Annotated in this window: 23 protein-coding genes and 1 pseudogene; all 24 read left to right on the forward strand. The window is 69.2% G+C overall.

The features are described 5' to 3' along the window. The first annotated feature begins 111 nt into the window (after positions 1-111). Positions 112-432, forward strand: a complete 321-nt coding sequence (gene mihF, locus BJF89_RS15405; RefSeq protein ID WP_038548495.1) for an integration host factor, actinobacterial type — start codon at positions 112-114, stop codon at positions 430-432. Between the two features lie 44 nt (positions 433-476). Further along, positions 477-1,043, forward strand: a complete 567-nt coding sequence (gene gmk, locus BJF89_RS15410) for a guanylate kinase (RefSeq protein ID WP_075816101.1) — start codon at positions 477-479, stop codon at positions 1,041-1,043. 26 nt (positions 1,044-1,069) lie between these two features. Next, positions 1,070-1,342 (forward strand): DNA-directed RNA polymerase subunit omega, encoded by a 273-nt coding sequence (gene rpoZ / locus BJF89_RS15415; RefSeq protein ID WP_038548496.1) that lies wholly within the window; start codon positions 1,070-1,072, stop codon positions 1,340-1,342. Between the two features lie 134 nt (positions 1,343-1,476). After that, positions 1,477-2,732: pseudogene (coaBC, locus tag BJF89_RS15420) on the forward strand (bifunctional phosphopantothenoylcysteine decarboxylase/phosphopantothenate--cysteine ligase CoaBC). A gap of 141 nt (positions 2,733-2,873) precedes the next feature. Further along, positions 2,874-4,133 carry a methionine adenosyltransferase gene (metK, locus tag BJF89_RS15425; protein ID WP_075815970.1) on the forward strand — a complete coding sequence of 420 codons (1,260 nt, stop codon included), beginning with the start codon at positions 2,874-2,876 and terminating at the stop codon, positions 4,131-4,133. A gap of 90 nt (positions 4,134-4,223) precedes the next feature. Then, positions 4,224-6,245: a primosomal protein N' gene (locus BJF89_RS15430; RefSeq protein ID WP_075816102.1), complete on the forward strand. Its 2,022-nt coding sequence runs from the start codon at positions 4,224-4,226 to the stop codon at positions 6,243-6,245. A gap of 236 nt (positions 6,246-6,481) precedes the next feature. Continuing rightward, positions 6,482-6,985 (forward strand): peptide deformylase, encoded by a 504-nt coding sequence (gene def, locus BJF89_RS15435; RefSeq protein ID WP_075815971.1) that lies wholly within the window; start codon positions 6,482-6,484, stop codon positions 6,983-6,985. Continuing rightward, the gene (fmt, locus tag BJF89_RS15440; RefSeq protein WP_075815972.1) at positions 6,982-7,986 is read left to right on the forward strand and encodes a methionyl-tRNA formyltransferase; all 1,005 of its coding nucleotides are present in this window, start codon (positions 6,982-6,984) and stop codon (positions 7,984-7,986) included. Before def ends, fmt begins: the two co-directional genes overlap by 4 nt. Then, positions 7,986-9,482: an RsmB/NOP family class I SAM-dependent RNA methyltransferase gene (locus BJF89_RS15445; RefSeq protein WP_075815973.1), complete on the forward strand. Its 1,497-nt coding sequence runs from the start codon at positions 7,986-7,988 to the stop codon at positions 9,480-9,482. The genes fmt and BJF89_RS15445 overlap by 1 nt, the downstream gene beginning before the upstream one ends. Positions 9,483-9,518: 36 nt before the next feature. Further along, on the forward strand, positions 9,519-10,196 hold the full coding sequence (gene rpe, locus BJF89_RS15450; RefSeq protein WP_075816103.1) for a ribulose-phosphate 3-epimerase: 678 nt from the start codon (positions 9,519-9,521) through the stop codon (positions 10,194-10,196). Further along, the gene (ribD, locus tag BJF89_RS15455) at positions 10,193-11,260 is read left to right on the forward strand and encodes a bifunctional diaminohydroxyphosphoribosylaminopyrimidine deaminase/5-amino-6-(5-phosphoribosylamino)uracil reductase RibD (RefSeq protein ID WP_075815974.1); all 1,068 of its coding nucleotides are present in this window, start codon (positions 10,193-10,195) and stop codon (positions 11,258-11,260) included. Before rpe ends, ribD begins: the two co-directional genes overlap by 4 nt. A gap of 49 nt (positions 11,261-11,309) precedes the next feature. Beyond that, complete coding sequence (locus BJF89_RS15460; protein WP_075815975.1) at positions 11,310-11,978, forward strand: riboflavin synthase; 669 nt, start codon at positions 11,310-11,312, stop codon at positions 11,976-11,978. After that, on the forward strand, positions 11,975-13,258 hold the full coding sequence (locus tag BJF89_RS15465) for a bifunctional 3,4-dihydroxy-2-butanone-4-phosphate synthase/GTP cyclohydrolase II (protein WP_075815976.1): 1,284 nt from the start codon (positions 11,975-11,977) through the stop codon (positions 13,256-13,258). Before BJF89_RS15460 ends, BJF89_RS15465 begins: the two co-directional genes overlap by 4 nt. A gap of 39 nt (positions 13,259-13,297) precedes the next feature. Then, entirely contained in the window at positions 13,298-13,780 is a 483-nt protein-coding gene (ribH, locus tag BJF89_RS15470) for a 6,7-dimethyl-8-ribityllumazine synthase (protein WP_075815977.1), read from the forward strand. Positions 13,781-13,840: 60 nt separating this feature from the next. Then, the gene (locus BJF89_RS15475) at positions 13,841-14,383 is read left to right on the forward strand and encodes a PH domain-containing protein (protein WP_369803750.1); all 543 of its coding nucleotides are present in this window, start codon (positions 13,841-13,843) and stop codon (positions 14,381-14,383) included. Positions 14,384-14,402: 19 nt separating this feature from the next. Next, complete coding sequence (gene uvrC / locus BJF89_RS15480) at positions 14,403-16,484, forward strand: excinuclease ABC subunit UvrC (RefSeq protein WP_075815978.1); 2,082 nt, start codon at positions 14,403-14,405, stop codon at positions 16,482-16,484. A gap of 9 nt (positions 16,485-16,493) precedes the next feature. After that, a complete protein-coding gene (gene rapZ, locus BJF89_RS15485) occupies positions 16,494-17,438 on the forward strand; it encodes an RNase adapter RapZ (RefSeq protein ID WP_075815979.1) in 945 nt (314 codons plus the stop codon). Next, the gene (yvcK, locus tag BJF89_RS15490) at positions 17,435-18,538 is read left to right on the forward strand and encodes a uridine diphosphate-N-acetylglucosamine-binding protein YvcK (RefSeq protein ID WP_083650920.1); all 1,104 of its coding nucleotides are present in this window, start codon (positions 17,435-17,437) and stop codon (positions 18,536-18,538) included. The genes rapZ and yvcK overlap by 4 nt, the downstream gene beginning before the upstream one ends. Then, positions 18,522-19,595: a DNA-binding protein WhiA gene (gene whiA, locus BJF89_RS15495; RefSeq protein WP_083650921.1), complete on the forward strand. Its 1,074-nt coding sequence runs from the start codon at positions 18,522-18,524 to the stop codon at positions 19,593-19,595. Before yvcK ends, whiA begins: the two co-directional genes overlap by 17 nt. A 77-nt stretch (positions 19,596-19,672) precedes the next feature. Further along, entirely contained in the window at positions 19,673-20,680 is a 1,008-nt protein-coding gene (gene gap, locus BJF89_RS15500; protein WP_075815980.1) for a type I glyceraldehyde-3-phosphate dehydrogenase, read from the forward strand. Positions 20,681-20,821: 141 nt separating this feature from the next. Next, the gene (gene pgk, locus BJF89_RS15505) at positions 20,822-22,033 is read left to right on the forward strand and encodes a phosphoglycerate kinase (protein ID WP_075815981.1); all 1,212 of its coding nucleotides are present in this window, start codon (positions 20,822-20,824) and stop codon (positions 22,031-22,033) included. A gap of 12 nt (positions 22,034-22,045) precedes the next feature. Next, positions 22,046-22,828, forward strand: a complete 783-nt coding sequence (gene tpiA, locus BJF89_RS15510; protein ID WP_075815982.1) for a triose-phosphate isomerase — start codon at positions 22,046-22,048, stop codon at positions 22,826-22,828. A 99-nt stretch (positions 22,829-22,927) separates the two neighbouring features. Beyond that, the gene (gene ppc / locus BJF89_RS15515) at positions 22,928-25,732 is read left to right on the forward strand and encodes a phosphoenolpyruvate carboxylase (RefSeq protein ID WP_187344729.1); all 2,805 of its coding nucleotides are present in this window, start codon (positions 22,928-22,930) and stop codon (positions 25,730-25,732) included. An 81-nt stretch (positions 25,733-25,813) separates the two neighbouring features. Next, complete coding sequence (secG, locus tag BJF89_RS15520) at positions 25,814-26,053, forward strand: preprotein translocase subunit SecG (RefSeq protein WP_075815984.1); 240 nt, start codon at positions 25,814-25,816, stop codon at positions 26,051-26,053. Positions 26,054-26,067 lie beyond the last annotated feature (14 nt).

Below are 26,067 nucleotides of genomic sequence, written 5' to 3' on the forward strand. Positions count from 1 at the left end.
CATCGCTAGGATTCGTCGAGGTTGACGGTCGGGCACAGGTCCGGCCGACTGAAACACCTGAAGTACCCCCAAGCAAGTCACATCGAACCACAGAACAAGACGGAGGAACCCGTGGCCCTTCCCCAGTTGACCCCGGAGCAGCGTGCAGAAGCCCTGAAGAAGGCCGCCGAGGCCCGCAAGGCCCGTGCCGAGCTCAAGGAGAAGCTCAAGCGTGGAGGCACCGACCTCAAGCAGGTCCTTGCTGACGCCGACGAAGACCCGATCATCGGCAAGATGAAGGTGTCCGCCCTTCTCGAGGCCATGCCCAAGGTCGGCAAGGTCAAGGCGCAGGAGATCATGACCGAGCTGGAGATCGCCCCCACCCGTCGCCTCCGCGGCCTCGGCGACCGTCAGCGTCGCGCCCTGCTGGAGCGCTTCGGTTTCGAGGTCTAGGAGCCTTGACCCCGCAAGTGCAGGCCGAAGCGCAGGGCACGGACGTGTCCGGTCCGCACCTGGTCGTCCTGGCGGGACCGTCGGCGGTCGGGAAGTCAACGGTCGTCGCACAGTTGAAGGCGTCGGTCCCGGACCTGTTCTTCAGCGTGTCGTGGACCACCCGGGACCCTCGTCCCGGTGAGGTCGACGGGCAGGACTACCACTACGTCACCCGGGAACGCTTCCGGGCCGAGGTGGACAGTGGCCTCATGCTCGAGTGGGCGGAGATCCACGGGGGGCTGCAGTTGTCGGGTACCCCCCGGCAGCCGGTCACCGAGGCGCTCCAGGCAGGCCGCCCGGTCCTGGTCGAGGTCGACCTGGCCGGGGCCCGCAACATCAAGCGGATGATGCCCGAGGCACTCACGGTGTTCCTGGCCCCTCCCACCTGGGAGGACCTGGTGGAGCGGCTGACCGGCCGCGGCACCGAGAGTGAGGACGTCATCCGGCGTCGCCTGGAGACCGCCCGTGAAGAGCTCGCCTCCAAGGACGAGTTCGACCGGGTCGTCGTGAACCGGGACGTCACCGAGGCCGTCGCCGAGATCAGCGCACTGCTGACCGGGCACGCACAGTAAGACTATTCGAGAAACAAAGGTGTGGAGTGGAAACCAACGACAACTCAACCGTCTTCGACCCGGCGGTCGGCATCACGAACCCGCCGATCGACGATCTGCTGACCAAGGTGTCCTCGAAGTACGCCCTGGTGATCTTCGCGGCCAAGCGTGCGCGTCAGATCAACAACTACTTCCAGACCGTCGGTGACGGCGTGTTCGAGTTCGTCGGCCCGCTGGTCACCCCGGAAGCCCACGAGAAGCCGCTGTCGGTGGCTCTTCGTGAGATCGAGGGCGATCTGCTGGAGCACACCGAAGGCTGATCGACCCCGCCGCGTCAGGCCCGTCACGCGACGTCCGTGGCCACAGAACTTTCACTGTGGCCGGACGTCGGGTGACGGGCCTGAGCCGTTCCCGGTCCACGGCGGTCTGACGCTGTGGGCTAGGCTGGTTCTCCGTGAGTGAAAACAATCTGAACGTGCTCGTCGGCGTGGGTGGCGGTATCGCCGCCTACAAGTCCGGCGCACTGGTGCGCTACTTCACCGAGGCCGGGCACGACGTCCACGTCATCCCGACGGAGTCGGCCCTGCGGTTCGTCGGTGCCGCCACGTTCGAGGCCCTGTCCGGTAACCCGGTGTCCACCACCGTGTTCGACGGCGTCGACGAGGTCCGCCACGTCCGGCTGGGCCAGGACGCCGACCTGATCGTCATCGCCCCGGCGACGGCGGACCTGCTCGCCCGTCTGGCCCACGGCCGGGCGGACGACCTGCTGACCGCCAGCGTGCTGGTGGCCACCTGCCCGGTGGTCCTGGCGCCGGCGATGCACACGGAGATGTGGCAGAATCCCGCCACCCGGGAGAATGTGGCCACACTGCGCCGTCGCGGCGTCACGGTGCTCGAGCCCGCCCACGGCCGGTTGACCGGTACCGACTCCGGTGCCGGGCGGTTTCCCGAACCGGGGCACATCGGTGCACTGGCCACAGCGGCACAGGACAGGTTCGGCATCTTCCGGCAGTCGCTGGCGGGACGCCGGATTTTGGTCACCGCCGGTGGTACGCATGAGGCGCTCGACCCGGTGCGCTACCTGGGCAACGCATCCTCGGGCCGCCAGGGGTTCGCGTTGGCCGACGTCGCCGTGCAGCGTGGTGCCCAGGTGGAGCTGATCGCCGGGGTCACCGAGGATCTCCCGGTCCCGTCGGGGGCCCGCCTCACCCGGATCAGAAGCGCCCGGGACCTGGAGGCCGCCGTCGGTGAACTGGCCGGCGGGGTGGATGCGGTGGTCATGGCCGCCGCGGTGGCGGACTTCCGTCCGGCCAGCGAGGCGGGCGCCAAGCTGAAGAAGGGTGGGGAGGACGACCTGTCCACCCTGGCGCTGGCGGAGAACCCGGACATCCTGCAGGGCCTGGTGGAGCGGCGTCGCGCCGGCGGGCTGCCGGAGGATCTGGTGATCGCCGGATTCGCCGCGGAGACCGGCGACGAGCACCACAGCCCCCGGACCACGCCCGGGCGAAACTGGAGCGTAAGGGCTGCGACCTGTTGATGTGCAACGCCGTCGGCGACGGGGTGGTGTTCGGTCAGGACGACAGCCAGGGCTGGATCCTCACCCCCGGCGACCGTCCGGGCGCCGAGGAGGTCACCGAGGTTCCGGCGTCCTCGAAACTCGTGGTCGCCTCGTACATCGTCGACGCGGTCGAGGAGCTGTTGCCCGGCTGACCCAGGATTCGTCACGCGACGGGGCCGGGCCCGCCGTCACCGCCTTCCAGACTGCTTGGTCTAGGATGGTGACGTTCGGGCGCGCACCACGCTCAGGAAGCACAAGTTACATCACGACAGGAAGTCAGGAAGTTCAGGACAGTGACCACTTCGTCCAATGCAAGCCCCCGCCTCTTCACCAGTGAGTCCGTGACCGAAGGCCACCCCGACAAGATCTGTGACGCCATCTCCGACACCATTCTCGACGCGCTGCTGCAGAAGGACCCGCGCTCGCATGTCGCCGTGGAGACCATGGTCACCACCGGCCAGGTCCACGTGGCCGGCGAGGTCCGCACCGACGCCTACGTCGAGATCCCCAAGCTGGTCCGCGAGACGCTGCTGAGCATCGGTTTCACCTCCTCCTCGGTGGGCTTCGACGGCCGCACCTGCGGGGTGAACATCGCCATCGGCGAGCAGTCGCAGGAGATCGGCGACGGTGTCGACACCTCCCACGAGATCCGCAGCGGCGCCGCCGACGACAAGTACGAGGACGTCGACCAGGCCGGCGCGGGCGATCAGGGCCTGATGTTCGGGTACGCCACCGACGAGACCCCGGAGCTGATGCCGCTGCCGATCGCCACGGCCCACCGTCTGTCGCGTCGGCTGACCCAGGTGCGTAAGGAAGGCATCGTCAACCACCTCCGTCCGGACGGCAAGACGCAGGTCACCTTCGCCTACGACGCCGACGGCCGCCCCTCCCACCTGGACACCGTGGTCATCTCCACCCAGCACGACGAGGAGATCAGCCAGGCGGAGCTCACCGAGCAGCTGAGGACCCACGTGGTGGACTGGGTCGTCGAGGACGCCGGGCTGCAGGACTTCGTCACCGGTGAGCTGACGCTGCTGATCAACCCGTCGGGGTCCTTCATCCTCGGCGGGCCCATGGGCGACGCGGGCCTGACCGGCCGCAAGATCATCGTGGACACCTACGGTGGCATGGCCCGGCACGGTGGCGGCGCCTTCTCCGGCAAGGACCCGAGCAAGGTCGACCGGTCCGCCGCGTACGCGATGCGGTGGGTCGCCAAGAACATCGTCGCCGCCGGACTGGCCCACCGCGCCGAGGTGCAGGTGGCCTACGCCATCGGCCGGGCCCGCCCGGTCGGCCTGTACGTGGAGACCTTCGGCACCGCCCAGCACGGGCTGACCGACGAGCAGATCCAGCAGGCGGTCAGTGAGGTCTTCGACCTGCGGCCCGGGGCGATCATCCGGGACCTGGACCTGCTGCGTCCGATCTACGCGCAGACCGCCGCCTACGGCCACTTCGGCCGCACGGACATCGACCTGCCGTGGGAGAACACCGACCGCGCCGAGGCACTGACCGCGGCGGTCGAGGAGATCGTCGCGGCGAACGTCGCGCAGTAGGTTCCGCCGGTGGCCGACGTTCCCGACGCCGCGGCAGCTGCCGTCCCTGAGGTCGACGATCCGGTCGCCCGGGTGCTGCCGTTGCTGGGCATGCCGCACCTGGACCGGCTCTTCGACTACGCCGTCCCGGCGAAACTCGCCGAGGAGGCCCGCCCGGGTGTGAAGGTCCGGGTGCGCTTCGCCGGTCGGCTGGTGGACGCCCTGCTGGTGGAACGGCGTCGGACCACCGACCATGTGGGCACGCTCGCCCCGCTGAACCGGGTGATCAGCCCGCTGCAGCTCGTCCCACCGCACCTGTGGTCGCTGGTGAACCATCTCGCTGACCGGTATGCGGGCACCCGCTCAGACGTGATCCGGGCACTGGTGCCCGCGCGCCACGCCTCGGCGGAGAAGGACGGCCTGTTCGGTGGGGGTGCCGACTGGGAGGAGCTCTACGGCTCCCTGGTGTCCCGGGAGGACCTGGTGGAGGCGCCGCGTCAGGCTGCCGCCGCCGGATGGGCAGGGTACCGCCATGCCGACAGTTTTCTGCGTGCGGTGCACGACGGACGCCCGGCGAGGGCGTCGTGGCTGTGGACCCCGGGGGAGGACTGGTCGGCGCGGGTCGCCGAGGCTGCGGCCTCGGTGGCCTGGGACGGTGGCGGGGTGCTCGTGGTGGCGCCGGACCAGCGTGACGTGGACCGTCTCGTCGGCGCGCTACGGGAGTTCCTCTCCGCGGCGCAGATCACCGAACTGACCGCGAAGGTGGGTCCGGCGGCTCGCTACCGGCGGTACCTGTCGGTGCTGGCGGGCCAGGGGCGGGTGGTGGTCGGCACCCGGTCGGCGGCCAGCGCCCCGGTGAAGGACCTGCGCCTGATCGTGCTGGTGGGCGAGGCCGACGACAACCTCGTCGATCCGCGCTCTCCCTATCTGCATTCCCGTGAGGTGCTGCGCCTGCGTTCGGAGTTGGAAGGTACGGCCCTGCTGGTCGGCGGGGCGCACCGGTCGGCGGAGGTCCAGCAGTGGGTGGAGGAGGGTTTCACCCCGTCCCTGCGTCCGGGGCCTGAGCTGCTCCGGGAGCGGATGCCGTGGATCCACGCGCTCGACGACATCCATGACGCCCATGCCGGTCACGCCCGCCTGCCGTCCGCCGCAGTGAAGGCGATGCGACGCAGTCTGGATGCGGGGATGCCGTGCCTGGTGCAGGTCCCGCGGCGTGGGTACGCCCCGGCGGTGGCGTGTTCGAGCTGTCGGACGCCGGCCCGGTGCCGTCGTTGCAACGGCCCCCTGGAGTTGCCGGCGGGCCCGTCCGACGGTGCGGCGGCAGCACCCCGGTGCCGCTGGTGCGGCGCGTTGGAGGGCCATTTCACCTGCGGGACCTGCGGTGGTCATGCATTGCGGATGTCGGTGGTCGGCCAGGAGCGTACCGCCGAGGAGCTGGGACGGGCGTTCACCGGGGTGCCGGTGGTGGTCTCCGGCGGTGGCCAGATGCGCACCCACGTCCCTGACCGGCCCGGTCTGGTGGTGGCCACACCGGGGTCGGAGCCGGTGGTCGAGGACGGTGGCGGTTACGGTGCGGTCGTCGTCCTCGACACCTGGCTGACGCTGGGCCGCGAGGACCTGCGGGCCGGGGAGAACGCCCTCCGGCAGTGGATGGAGGCCGCGTGCCTGGCGGTCCCCCGCGACAGTGGTGGCGAGATGGTGGTCGCCGTGGCGCCGGACGACCCGACGGTGCAGGCACTGATCCGGTGGGATCCGGAGGGCGCCGCCGCCCGTGAGCTGGCGGGACGCCACAACGCCGGATTCCCGCCCGCGGTGACGCTGGTCGCGGTGGACGGGACGTCGACCTCCCTCGAGCAGTTCGAGGACGCCTGGACCACACCGGACCAGCTCGGTGGCGTGGAGCGTCTGGGACCGGTGGAACTTCCCCCGGGGGTGCGTCTCCCGGCCGGACTGGGGGAGCCGGAGGCCGATCAGGCCCGACGGCTGATCATCCGGGTGCCGGTGCCCCCGGGGGCACCGGGGGAGACGGTCGAGGCCCTGGGTGCGTCGCTACGGGCGGCCCAGTCGTTACGTGCCACGCGTCGTCAGTCCGACCCGCTGCGTATCGTCGTCGACCCGGTGAGGGTGGGGTAGCGGTCCTGCCGCGGGAGCCGGCGTCCGGCGCCCGGTGGTAATGCCTGAGCAGGGCTGGAGGGTGGGGTCGTCACCGGCTCCGGGGAAGTGTTACCACGTCAGGCTCCGCCACAGCGACAAAACCCCAGGTCGTGAAAAGTATTACCATGTTGAAGTGGTAACACCTCCGGGGCTGCCGCCGGGGCCGCCCACACGTCTCGTCGGCACCGGTAACCCCATGAGTAGACTGTGACGTCATGACCGTTCTCGATATCCGTCTCTTCGGTGACCCCGTGCTGCGCACGGTCGCCGACCCGGTGGCCGACCCCACCGGTGACGATGCCCTGCCCACCCTCATCGACGACATGCTGGAGACCATGGATTCCGCCGGGGGAGTCGGCCTGGCGGCCAACCAGGTCGGCGTGACCCGCCGGATCTTCGTCTACGACTGTGACGGCGACAGGGGCCACATCATCAACCCGGTGTGGGAGGCACTCGGCGAGGAGGTCCAGACCGGACGGGAGGGCTGCCTGTCGGTCCCGGAGACGGGTGGCCAGGTGACCAGGTACACCCATGTACGCGTCACCGGTGTCACCGTAGACGGCGAGCCGGTGGACCGTGAGGTCAGCTACCTGATGGCGCGGTGCGTGCAGCATGAGACCGATCACCTGGACGGGGTGATGTTCTTCCAGCGCATGGAGCCGGCCGACCGGCGCGCGGTGATGGGCGACATCCGGGGAAGCGAGTGGTTCAACCGATGAAGATCCTGTTCGCCGGCACCCCGGAACCTGCCGCGGTCACCCTGGAGTACCTGCTCACCGGGTCGGAGCACGAGGTGGTGGCCGTGCTGACCCAGCCGGACGCCCGCCGTGGCCGTGGCCGGAGCCTGCATCCGTCGAGGGTGGCGGAGGTCGCCGACGCCCACGGGGTGCCGGTGCACAAGTTCGCCTCGTTGAAGCCGGACTGTGAGGACGCCGGACAGGTCCGCGACATCCTGCGCGGCTACGCCGAGGGCGGTGTCGAGGCGGTAGCCGTGGTGGCCTACGGTCAGATCCTGCCGGGGGATGTGCTGGGGATCTTCACCCACGGGTGGATCAACCTGCACTTCTCCCTGTTGCCCCGGTGGCGTGGTGCGGCTCCGGTGCAGGCGGCGATTGCCGCGGGGGACGACACGACCGGGGCGACGACGTTCCGTATCGTCCCGGAGCTCGACGCGGGTCCGGTCACCGGCGAGGTCACCGAGACCATCGGGCTCGAGGACACCGCTGATGACCTGTTGACCCGTCTGACCTACGCCGGTCGGGTGCTGCTTGCAGACACCCTGACCGGTCTGGAGTCCGGTGCGGTGGTGCCCGCGGAGCAGGCGGACGAGGAGTCGACCTACGCGGCGAAGATCAGCAGTGCCGACGCCCGGGTCGACTGGCGCGGGCCGGCGGCGGTGGTCCAGCGCACCGCGCGTGCCCACACCCCGGCTCCGGGGCCGTGGACGGTGATGGACGGGGAGCGCTACAAACTGGGCCTCATGCTGCCGGTCGGTGGCGGTGACGCGGTGGGTCCGGACAGCGGTCTCCGGCCTGGTCAGCTCCACGCGACGAAGGAGGCACTGTTCGTCGGCACGGGGGACGGGGTCCTGGAGATCACCCGGATCCAGCCGCCGGGCAAGAAGATGATGGCCGCCGCCGACTGGGCCCGTGGCCGGTCCGACCTGTTCGCGGACGGTCGTACGGTGGTATTCGAGAGCACAGCAGAGGGAGAGTCCTGATGGCAGGTTTCCGCGCACGGTCAACCTCGGGGGAGCCCCCGAAGGGCCGCCCCGGGCAGAAGAGCAACTCCGGCTACCGTCGCCGCAGTGAGTCGCACCGGCAGGAGTACGCCGAGAAGCGTCACGCTGCCGGTTCCGGCGACCGGGTGCGTGATGCTGTCTTCGGCGTACTGCGCCAGGTCAGTGCGCAGGACGCGTACGCCAACCTGGTGTTGCCGGGTGCGCTGACTTCCGCCGGGTTGACCGGCCGCGACGCCGCCTTCGCCACCGAGCTGACCTACGGCACGCTGCGTGCCCGGGGGCTGCTGGACGCGGTGATCGCCGAGGCGGCGGGCCGTCCGGTGGGCAAGATCGACGAGACGGTGCTGGATGCGCTGCGTCTGGGCGCCTACCAGATCCTGCGGACCCGGGTCGACGACCATGCCGCGGTGAACACCACCGTGGAGCTGGTGAAGGCCAACGGTGAGGAGAAGGCCGCCGGGTTCACCAACGGTGTACTGCGACGGATCACCCGGTCGACCCCGGAGCAGTGGTTGGAGACGGTCACCGACGGCGTCGAGGATCCGGTCGGTGCCCTGGCGTTGCGGCATGCGCATCCGGCGTGGATCGCCGAGGTGTTCAACCGTGCGCTCGGCGGGGCCCCGGATGCGCCCGCCGCGGAGCTGGAGGAGGCGTTGTCGGCGGACGACCGGCGTCCGGTGGTGCACCTGGCGGCACGACCGGGGCAGATCTCCGCCGAGGAACTGGCGTTGGTCACCGGTGGGGAGGAGGGCCGGTGGTCTCCCTACGCGGTGTACCTGTCGGAGGGGGACCCGGGCAAGTTGCAGCCGGTGCAGGAGGGGCTGGCGTCGGTGCAGGACGAGGGCAGTCAGCTCATTGCTCTGGCGATGCTGCGTGCCGAGGTCGCTGGCGACCGGGGCCGGTGGCTGGACCTGTGTTCGGGTCCGGGCGGCAAGACGGCGTTCCTGGCGTCGTGGGCGATGGGTGACGGCGCCCGGGTGGATGCGGTGGAGTCGGCCGGGCACCGGGCGGAGCTGGTCCGTAAGGCCACCCGGGGCCTGCCGGTGAGTGTCCATGTCGGCGACGGCCGCGACCTGGCGGGCATCAACGGGTTGCAGACTCCCGACGACGGCTACGACCGGGTCCTGGTGGATGCACCGTGTACCGGTCTGGGTGCGCTGCGTCGGCGTCCGGAGGCCCGGTGGCGCAAGTCCCCGGACGACGTCGCACCGTTGGTGTCCCTGCAGCGTGATCTGCTGCGCTCGGCGGTGGGGGCGACCAGACCCGGCGGAGTGACCGTGTACTCGACGTGTTCCCCGCATCCGGCGGAGACCACGGAGGTGGTGCGTGCCGTCGCCGAGGAGACGGGGGCGGCCATCGAGGACGCTGCGGCACTGTTCCCCGGCCTGACCCACAATGACGGCCCGTTCGTGCAGCTGTGGCCGCACCGCCACGGCACGGACGCGATGTTCTTCGCAGTGCTGCGACGGTCCTGAGCCGAGTCCACACCGACCCGCGATACGATGGACGGCATGAGAAGACAACCTCAGATCGCCCCGTCCATCCTTGCCGCTGATTTCGCGGACATCAGGGGCAGTATCGCCCTGGTGCCGGGGGCGGACTGGTTGCACATCGACGTGATGGACGGGCACTTCGTGCCTAACCTCAGCTTCGGTCTGCCGGTGGCCGAGGCGGTGCGCCGTTCCACGGACACTTTCCTGGACGTGCACCTGATGATCGAGGATCCGGCACGGTGGGCCCCGGATTACGCCGCCTTCGGCAATGTGACGTTCCACCTGGAGGCCGTGGAGGACGTCGACGCCGCGGTCGCTCTGGCGACCACGCTGCGTGAGGCGGGTACCAAGGCCGGGGTGAGCATCAAGCCGGGCACGGCGGTGGAGCCGTTGCTGGATCACCTGGGGTCCTTCGACACGATCCTGGTGATGAGCGTCGAGCCGGGCTTCGGCGGCCAGTCGTTCATGCCCGAGGTCCTGGACAAGGTCCGTGCCCTGCGCGCCCGGATCGACGCCGACGGCCTGGACACCCTCATCGAGATCGACGGTGGTATCGGGCCGGACACCGTGGGGGTCAGCGCGGAGGCCGGGGTGGATGTCTTCGTGGCCGGTTCGAGTGTCTTCGGTGCGGAGAATCCTGAGGCGTTGGTCACCGGGCTGCGGCACGCGGCGGTACAGGCGGTCGCCGGGGCATGATCCCGCTCGACAGGGTTCTCGAGGACGCGGTGCGCCGGGCCGATGCTGCCGGCCATACGGTCCGGGGGACAACGTCGCCGAACCCGCCGGTGGGGGCGGTCGTACTTAATATTGACGGCGCGGTGGTCGGTGTCGGCGCCACTAGTCCGCCCGGTGGTGCCCATGCGGAGGTCAATGCTTTGGCCGACGCGGGGGAGCGGGCGCGGGGTGGGACGGCGGTGGTCACGTTGGAGCCGTGCAACCACACCGGACGTACCGGCCCGTGCAGCCGTGCCCTGGTGGAGGCGGGGATCGCCCGAGTCATCTTCGTCTTCGCTGATCCGGGAAAGGTCGAGGGTGGTGGGGCCGAGTTCTTGAGGGGCCACGGAGTCGAGGTCACCGGACCGCTGTATGATCCCACGGACATGCCTGCCGGGGTTCCGGTGTTCAGCGTGGAGCCGTGGTTGGCCGCGCAGCACCTGGGCCGCCCGTATGTGACTGTGAAGTACGCGGCAACGATGGACGGTTTCGCCGCCGCGACGGACGGGACGTCGCAGTGGATCACGGGAGAGCAGGCCCGTGAGCGCGTGCATCTGGACCGGTCGCGGCGGGATGCGATCCTGGTGGGTTCCGGGACGGTGGCGGCGGACAATCCGCGCCTCACGGCCCGACGACCCGACGAATCGCTCTACGATCACCAGCCCTTGCGGGTGGTCGTCGGTGCGACGGGGCTTCGCGAGGACGCGGCAGTCAGACCGGCGCTGCACATGCCGACCCGTGATCTGCAGGAGGTTCTGCGTGAGTTGGCGGACAGGGGAGTAGTGGATGTTCTCGTGGAGGGCGGCCCGCATCTGGCGGCTGCGTTCATCGCCGCGGGGCTCGTGGATGCGGTGGAGGCGTACACCGCCCCGGCACTGCTGGGGGCAGGGCTACCTGCCGTGGCGGCAGGAGTGGACGTGCAAACGACCATCAGCGGAATACAACAGTTCACGCTGCGGGAAGTCGCGACTCTCGGGAGAGACGTACTGACTGTGATGACGCGTCGGTGCCTACCGTCCAGAGGAGCCCGTATTGAAGGAAACTGACCGGCCCCGCTGCACACCACACCACCGTCCTGTCCTACACTGAACAGTTATGTTCACCGGAATCGTCGAGGAGACGGGCACGGTCGCCGAGGTCGACAGCACCTCAGACGCCCAGCGCATACGCATCTCCTGCCGCCAGGTCCTGCAGGACGCCACCCACGGCGCCTCCATCTCGGTCAACGGGGTCTGCCTCACCGTCACAGAGTTCGACAGCACCGGCTTCTGGGCCGACTGCATGAAGGTCACGCTCGACTACACAGCCCTCGGGTCCGCCCGGCCCGGTGACCGGGTCAACCTGGAGCGCGCCACCCCGACCGGAGGACGGCTCGGCGGCCACATCGTCCAGGGCCACGTCGACGGCACCGCCACCCTTGTCTCCCGCACGGCGGGCAGCGAGTGGGAGGTCTTCCGCTTCGCACTCGCCGACGGTGACAGCACCAACAACACCGACAGCACCAGCCTCGCCCGCTACATCGCCAAGAAGGGCAGCATCGCTGTCAACGGTGTCTCGCTCACCGTCGCCGAAGTCGGTGACGTCACCGACCCGTGGTTCGAGGTCTCCCTGATCCCCACGACCCTGGCCGACACCATGCTCGGCGACCTCGCCACCGGCGACACCGTCAACATCGAGTGCGACGTCCTGGCCAAGTACCTCGAACGGCTCGCAGAGGCAGCAGGACCAGCACGATCAGAAGGATCAGAGGGAGACGTCCAGTGAGCGATCAGAACGACACCTCCAACCCTGGGGCATCCGGCGACCGCACCAGCCTGCTCGACCCCGTCGAGGACGCCATCACCGACATCGCCGCCGGTAAACCGGTCGTCGTTGTCGACGACGAGGACCGGGAGAACGAAGGCGACATCATCTTTGCCGCCGAGAAGGCCACCCCGGAAACGGTCGCCTTCACCGTCCGGCACTCCTCGGGCTACATCTGCGCCGCGGTGCCCGACGAGGAGGCCGACCGTCTCGGCCTGCCGCCGATGGTCGCCCGCAACGAGGATGTCCGTGGCACCGCCTACACCGTCACGGTCGACGCCGCCGCGGGCATCACCACGGGCATCAGCGCCACCGACCGTGCCCACACCCTGCGCCTGCTCGCCGACCCCGACGCCACCCGCGAATCCTTCAACCGCCCCGGCCACGTCGTACCGCTCCGTGCCAAGAAGGGTGGCGTGCTCCAGCGCGGCGGCCACACCGAGGCGTCCGTGGACCTGGCCCGCGCCGCGGGTCTGCGTCCGGCGGGTGTGCTCTGCGAGGTCGTCTCAGAGGACGACCCGACCGGCATGGCCCGCCTGCCGGAGCTGCGTCGGTTCTGCGATGAACACGGTCTGTCGCTGATCTCCATCGAGCAACTCGCCGAATGGCGCCGGGTGCACACCCCTGTCGTCGCCCGCAGTGTGGAGGCACGGCTGCCCACCCGTTTCGGCAACTTCCACGCCGTGGCCTACAACGGTCTCGTTGACGGGGTCGAACACGTCGCCCTCGTCGCGGGAGACCTGCGTGCCGACAACGGTGAGGACGTGCTGGTGCGCGTGCACTCCGAATGCCTCACCGGGGACATCTTCGGTTCGCTGCGCTGCGACTGTGGTGAGCAACTCGCCGCCTCCCTCGACCTGATCACCGAAGCCGGCAGGGGAGTGCTGGTGTACCTGCGTGGCCAGGAGGGCCGCGGCATCGGGCTGGTGCCCAAACTCAAGGCCTACAACCTGCAGGACACCGGCCTCGACACCGTCGACGCCAACACAGCCCAGGGACTGCCCGTCGATTCGCGTGAGTACAGTGCGGCGGCCCAGATCCTCCGGGACCTGGGCGTCACCTCGGTGGCCCTGCTGTCCAACAACCCGGGCAAACGCCTGGACCTGGAACGCCACGGCATCCCGGTGACCCGCCGGGTCCCCGTCGAGCTGCCCGCCAATCCGGAGAACGAGGCCTACCTCCGTACCAAGCGCGACCGGATGGGCCACCAGATCGACTCGCTGACCCCTGCCGCGCCCTGAGACAGCACTCTGAGACAAGCACCCTGAGAAGGAGACATCATGCCCTCGGACGGACTCGCCGACATCACCCTCACCCGTGACTCCGGTGCCGGATACCGCATCGCCGTGATCACCGCGTCCTGGAACGCCGAGATCACCGACCGGTTGCACGACCACGCCGTCAGCGCACTGCGCGACACCGGTGCCTTCGTCGGACAGTGGCGGGTGGCCGGTGCCGTGGAACTGCCCGTCGTCGCGGCCGAGGCCGCGAAGAACTTCGACGCCGTCGTCGCCAACGGGTGCGTGATCCGCGGGGAGACCGCCCACTTCGACCACGTCTGCAACGCCGTGACCTACGGTCTGACCCGGGTGTCGCTGGACTCCGGCAAGCCGGTCGGTAACGGCGTGCTCACCGTGGAGAACCAGGAACAGGCCGTCGCCCGGGCCGGGGGCGCCGGTGCGGTGGAGGACAAGGGCGCCGACGCCGCCCGTGCCGCCCTGCACTCCCTGCTCGTGCTACGTGACATCCGGTCGGCACGGTAAGCGCCGACCGGGGGCGTTCAGTTTCGTCGTCATCGAACCGCAGGGGTAGGCTGGTGAGCCGTGAGCAGCTCTGAATCAGTGTCCAAGACCGCCGAGTCCGTTCCCGGACAGGACGCCGCTGCGGCGTCCGGTAGCGCACACCAGGGCCGGAAGAACCAGCAGGGGGAGTGGCTGCTGACCGTCACGTCGACCAGCCTGCGCTGGTGGGCGGTCATCGGCGCGGTGGTGGTCATGGCGGTGCACGTCTTCATGGCGGTCGTCTCCGGTGTGGGGGACACCGGAGCCACCGTCAGTGCCGTTGACCAGTGGGCGTTCATCGGCATCGGTGTGATCATCTCCGGGATCGTCCTCATGCTGTTGCGCCCCCGGGTGCGCGTCAACGAGGAGGGTGTCGAGGTGCGCAATATCTTCGGTGCCCAGTTCTACCGCTGGTCGATCATCCACGGCCTGTCCTTCCCCCGTAACGCCCGCTGGGCACGGCTGGAGCTCCCGGACTTCGAGTTCGTCCCCATGATGGCCTTCCAGGTCGCCGACAAGTCCACGATCGCCACGAAGGTGGAGGACTTCCGGGTCCTGGAGGACCGTTACATGCCCGACGAGTAGGAGGGTAGGCTCCAAGTTCATGGCCGACCCCGCCTCCTACCGTCCCGCCCCCGGAACGATCCCCACCAGCCCGGGGGTCTACACCTTCCGTGACTCCGATGACCGGGTCATCTACGTCGGCAAGGCGAAGAACCTGCGTAGCAGGCTGTCCAACTACTTCCAGGACCCCGGCCACCTCGAACCGCGGATCCGCACCATGGTGCACACCGCCGACCACGTCCAGTGGACCGTCGTCGGCAGCGAGATCGAGGCACTGAACCTCGAGTACACCTGGATCAAGAAGTTCGCCCCCCGGTTCAACGTGATGTACCGGGACGACAAGACCTACCCCATGCTCGCCGTGAGCGTGAAGGAGACGTTCCCCCGGGCGTTCCTCTACCGCGGGCCCCGTAAGAAGGGCGTGCGGTACTTCGGTCCGTACCCCAAGGCGTGGGCGATCCGGGACACCCTGGAGTCGCTGACCCGTGTCTTCCCCGTTCGCACCTGCACCGCCGGGGTGTACCGGCGCCATGAACAGCTGGGGCGGCCGTGCCTGCTCGGCTACATCGACCGCTGTTCGGCCCCGTGCGTCGGCCGGGTCTCGCCGTCGGAGCACCGTGAACTGGTCGACGGGTTCTGTTCCTTCCTCGCCGGCGGCAACACCGACAGGGTGATCCGTGAGGTCCGGGGCGAGATGTCCGATGCCGCCGAGAACCTCGACTTCGAACGTGCCGCGTCCCTGCGTGACCAGCTCGGCGCGATGGAGAAGACCGTGGAGAAGCAGTCCGTGGTGTTCTCCGACGACACCGACGCCGACCTGGTCGCCGTCGCCAGCGACGAGCTCGAGGCCGCCGTGCAGGTCTTCCACGTCCGCGGGGGACGTATCCGCGGCCAGCGCGGCTGGGTCGTCGAGAAGAAGGCGTCCACCGCCGACACCACCGAGGGTCTCGGCGGGGCCGACAGTACGGACAGTGCCGACAGCGCCGGTGACGCCACCTGGCCCACCCTGCTGGAGGACTTCCTCACCCAGTTCTACGGCGAGAACGCCGAACTGGCCAACGCCACCGAATCCGCGGTGGGCGGAAATTCCCGCGTCAGCGAACCCGACGGCGTCTCACTGGAGCCGGTGCCCCGCGAGATCCTCGTGCCGGTCCTGCCCACCAACCGTGACCGGCTCACCGACTGGCTCACCGTGCTGCGCGGCGCACGGGTGACCCTGCGCGTCCCGCAGCGCGGCGACAAGCGCTCGCTCATGGAGACCGCCACCACCAACGCCACCCAGGCACTGCGCCAGCACAAGATCGCCCGCGCCGGTGACCTCACCACCCGCTCGGCGGCCCTGCAGGAGCTGCAGGAGGCCCTGTGGATGGACGATTCCCCGCTGCGCATCGAGTGCACCGACATCTCCCACATCCAGGGCACCGACGTGGTCGCCAGCCTCGTGGTCTTCGAGGACGGGTTGCCGCGGAAGTCCGACTACCGCCGCTACCGCATCCGGGAGGCCGCCGGCGACGGGCACTCCGATGACGTCGCCTCGATCGCCGAGGTCGTCCGACGCCGGTTCAAACGTCACCACAAGGACCGCACCGCCGTGCCCGAAGGTGACGACGGCGGCGACCTGCTCGACGGCGAGGTCACCGTGGAACAGGCCGAGGCCGGATCGAGGAAGTTCGCCTACCCGCCGCAGCTTTTCGTGGTCGACGGCGGAAAACCACAGGTCAACGCGGCACAGGAGGTCCTCGACGAACTCGGGGTCACCGACGTCACCCTGGTCGGGGTGGCCAAGCGTCTCGAGGAACTGTGGGTGCCCGGTGACGAGTACCCGGTGATCCTGCCCCGCAACTCACAGGCGCTCTACCTCATCCAGCAGTTGCGCGATGAGGCCCACCGTTTCGCCATCACCTTCCACCGCGCCAGCCGCGGCAAGAGGATGACCCGGTCAGCCCTCGACGAGGTCAAGGGGCTGGGCCCGAAGCGTCGTGCCGAGCTGGTGAAGACCTTCGGCTCGGTGGCCAAGGTCCGCGACGCCGGGGTGGAGGGGATATCCCAGGTACCGGGCTTCGGACCGGCACTGGCCGAGGCCGTCATCGACGCCCTGACGGAGCCGGAGGGTTCGGTCTAGAATCGTGGCATGAACGATGCCACCCGAGACACGGGAACGCGACCTGACCAGCAGGAGGCGTCGCTGGTCCTCATCACCGGGATGTCGGGGGCCGGCCGTAAGGAGGCCGCCACCGTCCTGGAGGAGCTGGGCTGGTACGTCGCCGACAACCTCCCGCCGGAACTGATCATGCGCATGGTCGAGCTCAGCTTCGAGTCCGACTCCCCGGTGGAACGCCTGGCCGTGGTCACCGACGTGCGCTCCCGCGACTTCGTCGGCTCACTGACCGAGGTGCTCACCAGCCTGCACGACTCCGGCCGGCGCCCCGTGGTGCTCTACCTCGACGCCGACGACAGGACCCTCATCCGCCGCTACGGGCGCGTCCGCCGCACCCACCCGCTGCAGGGCGACGAGACGCTGCAGGCCGGCATCGACCGGGAACGCGAGATGATGGAGGGCATCCGCCAGCGTGCCGACCTGGTCGTCGACACCTCCGGAACAAGCGTGCACGACCTGCGTCGTAACCTCGAAGGGTACTTCGAGGCCCTGTCCGACCGGCGCGAGCACATCACGGTGCAGTCCTTCGGCTTCAAGAACGGCGCCCCGCGCGACGTCGACATCATGCTGGACGCCCGCTTCCTGCCGAACCCGCACTGGGAGGAGGACCTGCGGGACTACAGCGGACTCGACACCCCCGTCGCCGAATTCGTCCTGTCCCGACCCGAGGCGGTGGAGTACCTCGACGTCATCGAACGCCTGGTGAACACCGCCCTGCCCGGCTACCGCCGCGAAGGCAAGCGGTTCATCACCCTGGCCATCGGCTGCACCGGGGGCCAGCACCGCAGCCCGGCGGTGGCCGAGGCCATCGCCGCACGCCTCACGGCGAATCCGGACCTGGACGTCCGCACCATCCACCGTGACCTCGAACCCGGGCGCCCCGGACGGACCAGTGCCGGGACGGGAGCCACCGCATGAGCGAGACAACCACAGCATCCACCGGATCCACCGGATCCACCGACATCCCCCTCGGCCGGATCACCGCACTGGGCGGTGGCCACGGCCTGTTCGCCACGCTGCGCTCGGCACGCGCGGCCGCCGACTACGTCACCGCCGTCGTCACCGTCGCCGACGACGGCGGCTCCTCAGGCCGGATGCGCCGCGAACTCGGCTCCCTGCCCCCGGGTGACCTGCGCATGGCCCTGGCCGCGCTGGTCCGCGACACCCCCCGCGGCCACCTGTGGGAGCGTACCCTCCAGCACCGCTTCTCCGGCCACGGCGCACTGGCCGGCCACGCGGTGGGGAACCTGGTGCTCACCGGGCTCTCCGAGGTCCTGGGCTCCAGTATCGAGGCCCTCGACGAACTCAGTGACCTGCTCGGCATCCGCGGGCGCGTCCTTCCCATGTCCCCGGAACCGCTCGATCTGGAGGCCGAGGTCCAGGGCATCGGCGACGACCCACGGGAGGTCAACTCAGTACGCGGCCAGGTCGCCGTCGCCTCCACGCTGGGGCAGGTCCGCCGGGTCCGGCTGATCCCGCAGAACCCCGAGGCCTCACCCGAGGCCGTCCAGGCGATCCTCGACGCCGACCTGGTCACCCTCGGACCCGGCTCCTGGTTCTCCTCGGTGATCCCGCACCTGCTGATGCCCGGCATCGTCGAAGCCCTCGCCGAAACCACCGCCACCCGTGCGGTGATCATGAATCTCGTCGCTGAACCGGGGGAGACCAGCGGGTTCTCCATGGAACGGCACATCCACATGCTGCTGCAGCACTGTCCCACCCTCACCGTCGACGTCGTCGTCGTCGACACCTCCGTCCTGCTGCCCGGCAACGAACGCCGCCACATGGAACGCGCCGCCGCACGGCTGGGCGCCACGGTGCTCTACCGCGACGTGCGTGAGGACGACGACCGCGGCCGGTGGACCGACCGGCACTCCTCGGAGAAGCTCGCCGGTGTGCTGCGTGAGCTCGCCGACTGGGAACGTCCCACCACCGCCACGGTAGGATCACCCGGTACACACGACGAGCCGGGGCACCCGGAGGAAAGGGGCGACAGCCACAGTGGCACTGACGTCTGAGGTGAAGGATGAGCTGGCAAGGGTCACCGAGACCCGGCCGGAAGTCATGACTGCCGAGGTCTCCGGCCTGCTGCGCTACTGCGCGGGGCTGCACCTGGTGGCCGGGCAGATCGTCGTGGAGGCGGAGGTCGACAGCGGCGCCACCGCACGACGGGTCTCCCGCTTCGTCGAGGAGCTCTTCGACCTCACCGCCGAACTGCAGGTCGTCGGGGGAGGGAACCTGCGCAACTCCTCACGCTACGTCCTGCGCTGGGCCCACGGAGGCACCGAACTGGCCCGCCGCACCGGTCTGATCGACCGGGCGGGACGTCCGGTACGCGGGCTGCCCCCGTACATCATCGGCGGGACCGCCGACCAGTGCACCGCCGCGTGGCGGGGCGCGTTCCTGGCCCGGGGGTCGTTGACCGAGCCGGGTCGCTCGTCCTCGCTGGAGGTCACCACCCCCGGCAACGAGGCCGCGCTCGCCCTGGTGGGGGCGGCACGCCGGATCGGCGTCACCGCGAAGACGAAGGAGACCCGCGGGGTCATCCGCGTGCTCATCCGGGACGGGGAGACCATCGGCGACCTGCTCACCCGGATGGGTGCCCAGCGCACCCGCCTGGACTGGGAGGAGCAGCGCATGCGTCGCGAGGTGCGGGCCACCGCCAACCGCCTGGCCAACTTCGACGACGCCAACCTGCGCCGATCCGCCCGCGCGGCGGTCGTCGCCGCAGCCCGGGTGGACCGGGCGCTGACCATCCTCGGCGACGACGTGCCCGACCATCTGGTGCAGGCGGGGACGCTGCGGGTCCAGCACCGTCAGGCGTCCCTGGAGGAGCTCGGCCAGCTCGCTGACCCGCAGATGACCAAGGACGCCGTGGCCGGCCGGATCCGCCGCCTGCTCACCATGGCCGACCAGCGTGCCGCGGAGCTCGGCATCCCCGACACACACGCCGCCGTGACCGACGACATCTTCGACCTCGACGATAGTGATGACGCTGACGCCCCTGATGACGCTGACGCCAGGGCCGATGACAGCGATAAGCGGATCACCTCGGACGACTCCGACGGGGAATAGGTCCCCGGCACCCTGCCCGATTCCGCGGTAGTCTGGACAGCGGCAACTCACCACTCATCGAGAACAGGAGCTTCATCGTGACGGTACGGGTAGGAATCAACGGGTTCGGCAGGATCGGCCGCAACTTCTTCCGCGCTCTCCGCGAAAGCGGCGCTGACCTCGAGGTCGTCGCCTTCAACGACCTCACCGACAACAAGACCCTGGCCAACCTGCTGAAGTACGACTCCATCCTGGGTCGTCTGGATGCCGAGGTCAGCTACGACGACGAGTCCATCACCGTGGACGGCAAGCGCATCGTGGTCACCGCCGAGCGCGACCCCCAGAACCTCACGTGGGGCCAGTTGGACGTCGACATCGTCATCGAGTCGACCGGCTTCTTCACCGACGCGACCGCCGCCAAGGCGCACATCGACGCCGGCGCGAAGAAGGTCATCATCTCCGCACCGGCGAAGAACGAGGACGCGACCTTCGTCGTCGGTGTGAACCACACCGACTACGACCCGGCGAAGCACACCATCATCTCCAACGCCTCGTGCACCACCAACTGCCTGGCGCCGATGGCGAAGGTGCTCGACGAGGAGTTCGGCATCGTCAAGGGTCTGATGACCACCATCCACGCCTACACCGGCGACCAGCGTCTGCACGACGCGCCCCACAAGGACCTGCGTCGTGCCCGTGCCGCGGCCCTGAACATCGTGCCGACCTCCACCGGTGCGGCCAAGGCCGTGTCCCTGGTGCTCCCGCAGCTCAAGGGCAAGCTCGACGGCTACGCCCTGCGCGTGCCGGTGCCCACCGGCTCGGTCACCGACCTGACCTTCGAGGCGTCCTCCGAGGTCACCGTCGAGCAGGTCAACGCCGCGATCAAGAAGCACGCCGAGGGTGAGCTCAAGGGCGTGCTGGCGTACTCCGACGATGAGCCGCTGGTGTCCACCGACATCGTGGGCGACTCCCACTCGTCGATCTTCGACTCCGGGCTGACCAAGGTCATCGGCAACCAGGTCAAGGTCGTCTCCTGGTACGACAACGAGTGGGGCTACTCCCGCCGCCTGGTCGATCTCGCCGCCTATGTCGGTGAGCGGCTCTAGGTCGTCCAGTAGTCTGGTAGCAGTACCGGCCGGTTCCACCGGTCCCACGGCGGGTCGGCACATGCCGACCCGCCGTCACCCTGTCCGCACGTCCTGCCCTCCCGTCCTGCCCGTCAACCACTTACCCCAGGAGACTGACCCATGACCGTGAAGACCATCGACGACCTCATCGCCGACGGCGTCGAGGGACGACACGTCCTCGTCCGCGCCGACCTGAACGTCCCCCTCAAGGACGGCGACATCACCGACCCCGGCCGCATCGACGCCTCCGTCCCGACGTTGCGCCGCCTGATCGACGCCGGGGCCCGCGTCATCGTCACCGCCCACCTCGGCCGTCCGAAGGGTGAGGCCAACCCCGAGTTCTCCCTGGCGCCGGTCGCCGAGGCACTGGCCGAGCGTCTCGACCAGTGGGTGCCCCTGGCCCAGGACGTCACCGGTGAAGACGCCCACGAGCGTGCCAACGGCCTCAACGACGGCGACATCCTGCTGCTGGAGAACGTACGTTTCGATGCCCGCGAGACCTCCAAGGACGAGGCCGAGCGCCAGGCTTTCGCCAGTGAACTCGCCGCGCTGACCGGTGACAACGGCGCATTCGTCTCCGACGGTTTCGGTGTGGTGCACCGTCGGCAGGCCTCGGTCTACGATGTCGCGGCGCTGCTGCCGCACTACGCCGGTGGTCTGGTCCAGTCCGAGCTCGAGGTGCTGAGGAAGGTCTCCGAGAACCCGGCACAGCCCTACGCCGTGGTGCTCGGCGGTTCGAAGGTCTCCGACAAGCTCGGGGTCATCGAGGCGCTCGCGCCCAAGGTCGACACCCTGATCATCGGGGGCGGCATGTGCTTCACCTTCCTCGCCGCGCAGGGCCACTCCGTGGGCACCTCGCTGCTGCAGGAGGACATGATCGACACCTGCCGCGACCTGCTGTCACGCTTCGGTGACGTCATCTCCCTGCCCACCGACGTCGTCGTCGCACCCGAGTTCGCGGCGGACGCACCCGCCACCACCGTCGCCGCCGACGCCATCCCCGACAGCCAGATGGGCCTCGACATCGGACCGGACTCCGTCGCCGCCTTCGCCGGGACCCTCGGTGCGGCCAGGACCGTCTTCTGGAACGGCCCGATGGGCGTCTTCGAGTTCCCCGCCTTCGCCGACGGCACCAGGGGAGTGGCCGAAGCCATCATCTCCGCGACCGGTGCGGGGGCCTTCTCCGTCGTCGGTGGTGGCGACTCCGCCGCCGCCGTGCGCACCCTCGGTCTCGACGAGGACGGCTTCAGCCACATCTCCACCGGTGGCGGCGCCTCCCTCGAGTTCCTCGAGGGCAAGGAACTGCCCGGTATCACCGTTCTCGAGAACTGAGGAGCACCCACCATGTCACGCACCCCCCTGATCGCCGGCAACTGGAAGATGAACCTCAACCACCTGGAGGCCATCCAGGTGGTCCAGAAGTTCGCCTTCGCCCTGCCCAAGGACTACTACGAGCACGTCGACGTCGCCGTGATCCCACCGTTCACGGACATCCGCAGCGTGCAGACCGTCGTCGACGGCGAGAAGATCCCGCTGACCTACGGGGCCCAGGACGTGTCGGTGCACGAGTCCGGCGCCTACACCGGCGAGGTCTCCGCCGCCATGCTCGCCAAGCTCGGCTGCAGCTGGGCCGTGGTCGGCCACTCCGAGCGACGTCAGTACCACGGCGAGGACGACGCCACCGTCGCCGCGAAGGCCAAGGCCGCCCTCGGCTCCGGTCTCGCCCCGATCGTGTGCGTCGGTGAGCCCCTGGAGGTCCGCGAATCCGGTGAGCACGTCAGCTACGTCGTCGACCAGACCCGCGCCTCGGTGGAGGGCCTGTCCGCCGCGGACCTCGGTACCGTCGTCATCGCCTATGAGCCGGTGTGGGCCATCGGCACCGGCAAGGTCGCCTCCGCCGCCGACGCCCAGGAGGTCTGCGCTGCGATCCGCGGGCTCGTCGCCGAGCTGGCCGACCAGGCGACCGCCGACGGTATGCGCATCCTCTACGGCGGATCGGTGAAGACCGACTCCGTCGCCGAGATCGTCGGCCAGCCCGACGTGGACGGCGGGCTCGTCGGAGGCGCCAGCCTCGACGGCGAGGATTTCGCACGCCTGTGCGCTGCCGCTGCGAAGGCCGGCAGCTAGAGGCACAATGGGGGAATGACTTCCCCCTTCGATGATTCTGACACGACGGTCCCCGGCACCGCGATCCCTGTTGTCCCGCCGTCCCGGGACGAGCCGGAGATCGTCCCCGGGCTGCGGCAGGACCTGCGCTATCTCGGCGCCATCCTCGGCGACGTCATCCGTGAGCAGGAGGGGGAGGACGTACTCGCCCTCGTCGAGGAGACACGTAAGGCCGCGTTCGGCGTCCGCCACGGCGAGGGCAACCTCTCCGACCTCGCCGACCGGCTCCAGGATCTTCCGGCGGACCGGTCCCTCCCGCTCATCCGGGCGTTCTCCCACTTCGCGCTGCTGGCCAACCTCGCCGAGGACCTCCACGAGGAACGCCTGCGGGAGCGTCTCGCCGACGAAGGCGAGGCCCCGCACCGGGCCACACTGCAGGCCGCCTGGCAGTCCCTCGACGACGGCGGGGTGACCGCCGCCGAGGTCTCCGCGGTGATGGAGTCCGCCTACGTCGCCCCGGTGCTCACCGCCCACCCCACCGAGACCCGTCGCCGCACCGTCTTCGACGTGCAGTGGGACATCACACGCCTGATGCGCAACCGTGGACGCATCCTCAACGCCGGACGGACCGCACGCAGCGATGAACGTCTCGCCGGTATCGACCGCAACATCCGGCGTCGGGTCACGATCCTGTGGCAGACCGCGCTGATCCGGTCGGTACGCCCCCGCATCGAGGACGAGATCAACGTCGGGCTGCGGTACTTCACCATCAGCCTGCTGCAGGAGATCCCGCAGATCAACCGTCGCGTCACCACCGAACTGCGTGAACGCTACGGTGCCGACGTCCCCTCGACCCCGGTGGTGCGTCCCGGCAGCTGGATCGGCGGTGACCACGACGGCAACCCCTTCGTCACCGGTGACACCGTCGACTACGCCACCTCGCGGGCCGCGCAGACCGTCTTCGACTGGTATCTCGGACAGCTCCACGACCTCGAACACGAACTCAGTCTCTCCAGTCGGCTCACCAGCGTCACCCCGGAGCTCGACGAACTCGCCGAGCAGGGGCACAACGACGTACCCTCGCGCGTCGACGAACCCTACCGGCGTGCCGTCCACGGGATCCGTGGCCGCATCGCCGCGACAGCCACCGCCCGGCTCAGCGACATCGTCCATCCGGAGACCGACACCCTGGGCCCCCATGAGCCCTACGCGAACGCCGCCGACTTCCTCGCCGACCTGCACACCGTGGACGCGTCCCTGCGTGCCAGCGCCGACGATCTGATCGCCGACCACCGGCTGGCGACCGTCATCGCGGCCGCCCGCTCCTTCGGCTTCCACCTCAGCAGCCTCGACCTGCGGCAGAACTCGGAGAGCTTCGAGAGCATCCTCACCGAGATGTTCACCCGCGCCGGCGTCACCGGCCACGACGCCGACTACGGCACCCTCGACGAGAGGGAACGCGTCGACCTTCTCACCCGGGAGCTGCATTCACCGCGCCCGCTCACCGACCCGCGGGCGCGCTGGAGCGAGGCGACAGACCGCGAACTCGGGATCTTCCGCGCCGCCGCGGACGCCGTCGACCGGCTCGGCCCCGAGGCCGTCCCGCACTGCATCATCTCCATGGCGTCCAGCGTCTCCGACATCCTCGAGCCGATGATCCTGCTCAAGGAGGTCGGTCTCATCGACGTCACCGACGGGGTGGTCACCGGCGGGGTCGACGTGATCCCCCTCTTCGAGACCATCGACGACCTCGCCCACGGTGCCGCGGTCATGGAGGAACTGTGGGGACACCGGTTCTACCGTGACTACGTGACCCAGCGCGGAGGGATCCAGGAGATCATGCTGGGCTACTCCGACTCCAACAAGGACGGCGGGTATTTCGCGGCGAACTGGGGCCTCTACGACGCCGAACTGTCCCTCGTCGACGCCGCCCGCGAGGCCGGGGTCGGACTCCGGTTGTTCCACGGGCGCGGCGGCACGGTCGGACGTGGCGGCGGCCCTAGCCACGAGGCGATCCTCGCCCAGCCGGAAGGCGCGGTGCAGGGCAGCGTGCGGATCACCGAGCAGGGGGAGATCATCTCCGCCAAGTACGGTGTGCCGTCCGTCGCCCGTCGCAACCTCGAGGCACTGGTGTCGGCGACCCTGGAGGCCAGCCTGCTGCCCGTCGACCGCATCGACGACCCCGACAGCGCCTACACGGCCATGCGGGAGATCGCCGAACTCTCACGGTCCGCCTACTCCTCACTGATGCACGAGGACGAGGGGTTCATCGACTACTTCACCACCTCGACGCCGCTGGCGGAGATCGGCAACCTCAACATCGGCTCGCGGCCCAGTTCACGCAAGCAGACCAGCAGCATCGCCGACCTCCGTGCCATCCCGTGGGTGCTGTCCTGGTCGCAGTCACGCATCATGCTGCCGGGTTGGTTCGGGGTGGGCTCGGCCCTACGGGACTGGATCGCCGCCGGAGGGGACGGAGAGCACGGCGGGGATGGTGGGAATGGTGACGGCTCCGGGGACCGGTTGGAGTACCTGCGGGAGCTTCACCGCACCTGGCCCTTCTTCCGCTCGGTGCTGTCGAATATGGCGCAGGTGATGGCCAAGGCCGATCTGTCGGTGGCGAAGCTGTACTCCCGGCTGGTGCCGGACGCCGACGACGCCGAGCGCATCTACGACACCATCGTCGACGAGTTCCACCTGACGCTGCAGATGTGCCTGGAGATCACCGGCCAGGACAGCCTGCTCGCCGACAACCCGGCGCTGGCACTGTCGGTGCGTAACCGCTTCCCGTACCTGCTCCCGCTCAATCTGCTGCAGCTGGAGCTGCTGCGCCGTTACCGTGCAGGTGACCGCAGCGAGGACGTCCTCGACGGTATCCGGTTGACGATGAACGGCCTGGCGACCGGGCTGCGGAACTCCGGGTAGTGTCGCAGGTGTCCCGTACACCTGAGTTGGGCTATGATGGTGTGGTTATCGCATGGCCCCGACCGACGTAAGGCAGTTCGCATGGTATTCACCCTCCAGATCGTTCTGGTGGTCACCAGCCTCATCCTGGGGCTGTCCGTTCTTCTCCACAAGGGGAAGGGCGGCGGTCTGTCCAGCCTCTTCGGTGGCGGTATGCAGTCCAGTCTCTCCGGGTCCACGGTCGTGGAGAAGAACCTCGACCGGCTGACGGTCACCACCGCCGTGGTCTGGATCGCCGCCATCGTCGGGCTGAACCTGGTCGTCCACTACAACGTGGGCTGACCCGACCGACCTGT

It is taken from the genome of Corynebacterium sp. CNJ-954 (assembly GCF_001942345.1).
Classification (GTDB): Bacteria; Actinomycetota; Actinomycetes; order Mycobacteriales; family Mycobacteriaceae; genus Corynebacterium.

Coding starts and splice junctions, on each gene's coding strand:
- BJF89_RS15430 (WP_075816102.1), top strand. CDS start 4,224: ATGCCGCACCTGGACCGGCTCTTCGACTACGCCGTCCCGGCGAAACTC.
- def (WP_075815971.1), top strand. CDS start 6,482: ATGACCGTTCTCGATATCCGTCTCTTCGGTGACCCCGTGCTGCGCACG.
- fmt (WP_075815972.1), top strand. CDS start 6,982: ATGAAGATCCTGTTCGCCGGCACCCCGGAACCTGCCGCGGTCACCCTG.
- BJF89_RS15445 (WP_075815973.1), top strand. CDS start 7,986: ATGGCAGGTTTCCGCGCACGGTCAACCTCGGGGGAGCCCCCGAAGGGC.
- rpe (WP_075816103.1), top strand. CDS start 9,519: ATGAGAAGACAACCTCAGATCGCCCCGTCCATCCTTGCCGCTGATTTC.
- ribD (WP_075815974.1), top strand. CDS start 10,193: ATGATCCCGCTCGACAGGGTTCTCGAGGACGCGGTGCGCCGGGCCGAT.
- BJF89_RS15460 (WP_075815975.1), top strand. CDS start 11,310: ATGTTCACCGGAATCGTCGAGGAGACGGGCACGGTCGCCGAGGTCGAC.
- ribH (WP_075815977.1), top strand. CDS start 13,298: ATGCCCTCGGACGGACTCGCCGACATCACCCTCACCCGTGACTCCGGT.
- uvrC (WP_075815978.1), top strand. CDS start 14,403: ATGGCCGACCCCGCCTCCTACCGTCCCGCCCCCGGAACGATCCCCACC.
- rapZ (WP_075815979.1), top strand. CDS start 16,494: ATGAACGATGCCACCCGAGACACGGGAACGCGACCTGACCAGCAGGAG.
- yvcK (WP_083650920.1), top strand. CDS start 17,435: ATGAGCGAGACAACCACAGCATCCACCGGATCCACCGGATCCACCGAC.
- pgk (WP_075815981.1), top strand. CDS start 20,822: ATGACCGTGAAGACCATCGACGACCTCATCGCCGACGGCGTCGAGGGA.
- tpiA (WP_075815982.1), top strand. CDS start 22,046: ATGTCACGCACCCCCCTGATCGCCGGCAACTGGAAGATGAACCTCAAC.
- secG (WP_075815984.1), top strand. CDS start 25,814: ATGGTATTCACCCTCCAGATCGTTCTGGTGGTCACCAGCCTCATCCTG.